The following is a 3,014-nucleotide window of genomic DNA, read 5'->3' as shown; positions in this document are numbered from 1 at the left end:
CTCTGCAGCAGCCGGGCGCGGGCGACCTCCGCCGCCTGCGGGTGGCGGTCCGGGCGCAGCGCCTCCGGCCGGCGCGGAATCGCCACCAGCAGCGCCGATTGCGCCGGGTCCAGATAACGCGGCTCCTGGCCGAACCAGGCCAGCGAGCCGGCCCGCACCCCCTCCAGATTGCCGCCCATCGGCGCCAGCGTCAGCCAGATGCGCAGCACACCCTGCTTGCCATGGCGTGCCTCCAGCTGCAGCGCACGGAACGCCTCGATCAGCTTGGCGCGCAGGCTGCGCGGGCGCGGCTCCAGCAGCCGCGCCGCCTGCATCGACAGCGTCGAGCCGCCCGAGACCACCCGGCCCGCCCGCACCCACTGGAAGGCCGCGCGCCCGATCGCCAGCGGGTCCACGCCCGGATGCCAGCGGAACCGCGCATCCTCGGCGGCGATCAGCAGGTCGATGAAATGCGGCGGCACATCCTCCGCCCGCGTCTCCAGCCGCCAGACACCGCCAGGGGCCGGCAAGGCCGAGAGCGTGCGGCCGGAACGGTCGCTGACGACGACCGCCGCCTGCTCCAGCCGGGACAGATCGGGGGGGAAGATCCGATCAAGGGCAAACGCAGAAGAAAATAAAACAAAAACAAGAAGAAGGCCGGGGAAAATGAATTTTCCCCGGACCCCTTTTCTTTTGTCTGTCAGGGCCGGCGGGCGCTGCCCGCCGGCATCGTCACTGGGCATCTCAGCGCGGGGCGATGGTCAGGCGGCCACTGTTCTGCCGCGCGAACACACCAGGGCGATACATGTCCTCCAGCTGCGCGCCCGGCAGCTCGAAGCTGCCCGCCGTCACCGCCCGCACCACCACCGCCACCCGCGCCAGCGGCGCGCCCGGCGTCAGCGTCATCGCCACGGCCACCCGGTCATCCAGCGCCGCCACACTGTCCGGCGCCGTCAGCGTGCCCAGGAACGGCATGCCCGACACCGTGCCGGAGGGCAGCTGCGTCTCCACCTCCCAGCCCGCCGGCAGGCCCTGCTGCAACAGCGACCGATGCGCCTCCCCCGTCTCCGACCGCGCCTCCAGCAGCAGGATGAAGCGGTCGCCCTGGCGCAGCATGTCCAGGTTCACATCCGTCCCCTCCAGGGTCAGGAAACGACGGCTGACCCGCATGCCCAAGCGCGCCGCCGGCAGCGGCTGCGCCGGCAGGCCCGTCACCGAAACCGACTGCACCACCGGGCGGTCGGCCACGTTGCGCGCGGTGAGGCCGCCCTCGGGCACCGTCAGGCTCAGCACCGGCTCGCCCGCCCGCTCCTGCCCGTCGATGGCGATGCGCGCCGGCCGCCCGTCCCGCCCCAGCGAGGCCGCCAGCAACACCGCCCAGGCCTGCTCCTGGGTCGAGGTGCTGCCGGGCGACAGCTCCGGCCCGGCCGGCAGCCGGGCCAGCAGCGGCGCCATCTGCTCGGCGCGCAGCCCGCTCTCCCGCATCAGCAGGGCCACCGCCAGCAGGTCGCGCAGCGGCGTGCCGAAATCATGCGCCCAGCGCCGCCGCACACCGCTCTCCAGCGCCGCGTCGAAGGCTGCCTCGGCCCGCGCCACATCGCCCATCCGCGCCAGCGCGGCCCCCAGCTGCGCCATCGACAGCGGCGTCGGCAGCCGCTCCACCATCTGCGCCAGCCGGCGCGTGGCGCCCGGCCGGGCCCGTCCGGCCAGCGCCAGCACATGCAGCCGGTAGGCCTGGTCGGCATACTCCTCCGGCGAGGTCGGGCTCTCCTCGGCGGCCTGCTGCAGATGGTTCAGCGCCGCCTCCAGCGCGCCCTCAGCCACCGTCGCCCCGGCGGCGCGGGCGCGCAGCAGCGCCTCAGTCGCATAGGCCGTGACCCAGGGATCCAGCCCGCCCTGCGCGCTCCACAGCCCGAAGCCGCCATCCCAGCGCTGCTTGTCGAGCAGCGCGGCGACGGCGGCGGCGAGCTTCGCCTCCCGCCCCTCCGCCGCCGGCCAGGCGGCGAGCGCCAGCGCCTTGGTCGCCGATTGCTCGGTGCACCAGAGCGGGAAGTCCAGCGCCGCGCGCATCAGCGCCTCGGCATCGTAGCGCACCGGCTGGCCCCAGCTGGCGCGGGCCACCGCCGTGCCCGGCACGTAGCGCGACAGGTCGGGCGCCAACCGCGCCTCGGCGCGCGGCGCCAGCTCGGTGATCGCCACCTCGGTGACGCGGGGGCGGGAGGAGCGGAGGGTGATCCGGCTCTCCTGCGTCGCGCGATAACCCTCGGGGCCGGTGACGGAAAGCCGCACCACCCCCTCGCCGGCGCCGGTGGCGCGCAGCAGGGTGGCGGGGTCGGCCCGCTCCCCGGTGCCGAGCGTGGCGCTGAGCCGCGCCTCGCCCTCCAGCGCCAGCGGGCCCTCCACCGCGATCTCCGCCGTCACCACGCCGCGCGGCAGCTCCAGATTGTGCAGCAGCAGCGGCATGCGGGCGGTGTCGCCCGGTGCCAGGAAGCGCGGCAGCAGCGCCTCGGCCACCACCGGGTCGCGCACCAGCAGCGGCCGGCTGGCCGAGCCCACGCGCCGCCCGGCCCAGGCCACCGCCATCAGCCGGATCTCGCCATTGAACTCCGGCAGGTCGAGCGGCACCCGCGCCACGCCATCGGCGCCCACCGCCACCACGCCGGAGAACAGCGCCACGACACGCTGCGGCGGGGTGATGCCGCTGGCCGCCGCATCGCCATCGCCGCCCTGGCGCAGCGCCGCCAGCTCGCCCTCGGGCGGCGGGATCAGCCTTCCGTAATCGTCGCGCAGATCGGTCCCCAGCCGCCGGCGGCCGAGGAAATGCGCCGCCGGGTCGGGGCTCTGGAACTGCGTCAGCCGCAGCACCCCCTCATCCACGGCGGCGAGCGTCAGATGCGCCATGCCCTCGGCGCCGGTGATGCGCAGCGGGATCTCGGCGCGCTGGCGCGGCCGCAACTTCTCCGGCGCCTCGATGGCGACGCCGAGCCGCCGCGGCGCCGGGTCCAGCGCCACCCAGGCCAGGCCGAGCGCGCGGC

At 75.3% G+C, this 3,014-nt stretch carries 2 protein-coding genes; both read right to left on the bottom strand.

The genetic code is table 11. The annotated features are described in order from the left end of the window. Positions 1-509, bottom strand: a 509-nt coding sequence (locus tag HMPREF0731_RS25685) for a transglycosylase domain-containing protein (protein ID WP_211207950.1), incomplete at its 3' end; no start/stop codon positions are given. Between the two features lie 214 nt (positions 510-723). Then, positions 724-3,014, bottom strand: a 2,291-nt coding sequence (locus tag HMPREF0731_RS16850; RefSeq protein ID WP_007005383.1) for an alpha-2-macroglobulin family protein, incomplete at its 5' end; no start/stop codon positions are given.

This window comes from Pseudoroseomonas cervicalis ATCC 49957 (genome assembly GCF_000164635.1).
Taxonomy (GTDB): domain Bacteria; phylum Pseudomonadota; class Alphaproteobacteria; order Acetobacterales; family Acetobacteraceae; genus Pseudoroseomonas; species Pseudoroseomonas cervicalis.
The sequence above is the reverse complement of the archived record's forward strand: the minus strand, read 5'-3'. Positions and strand labels throughout refer to the sequence as shown.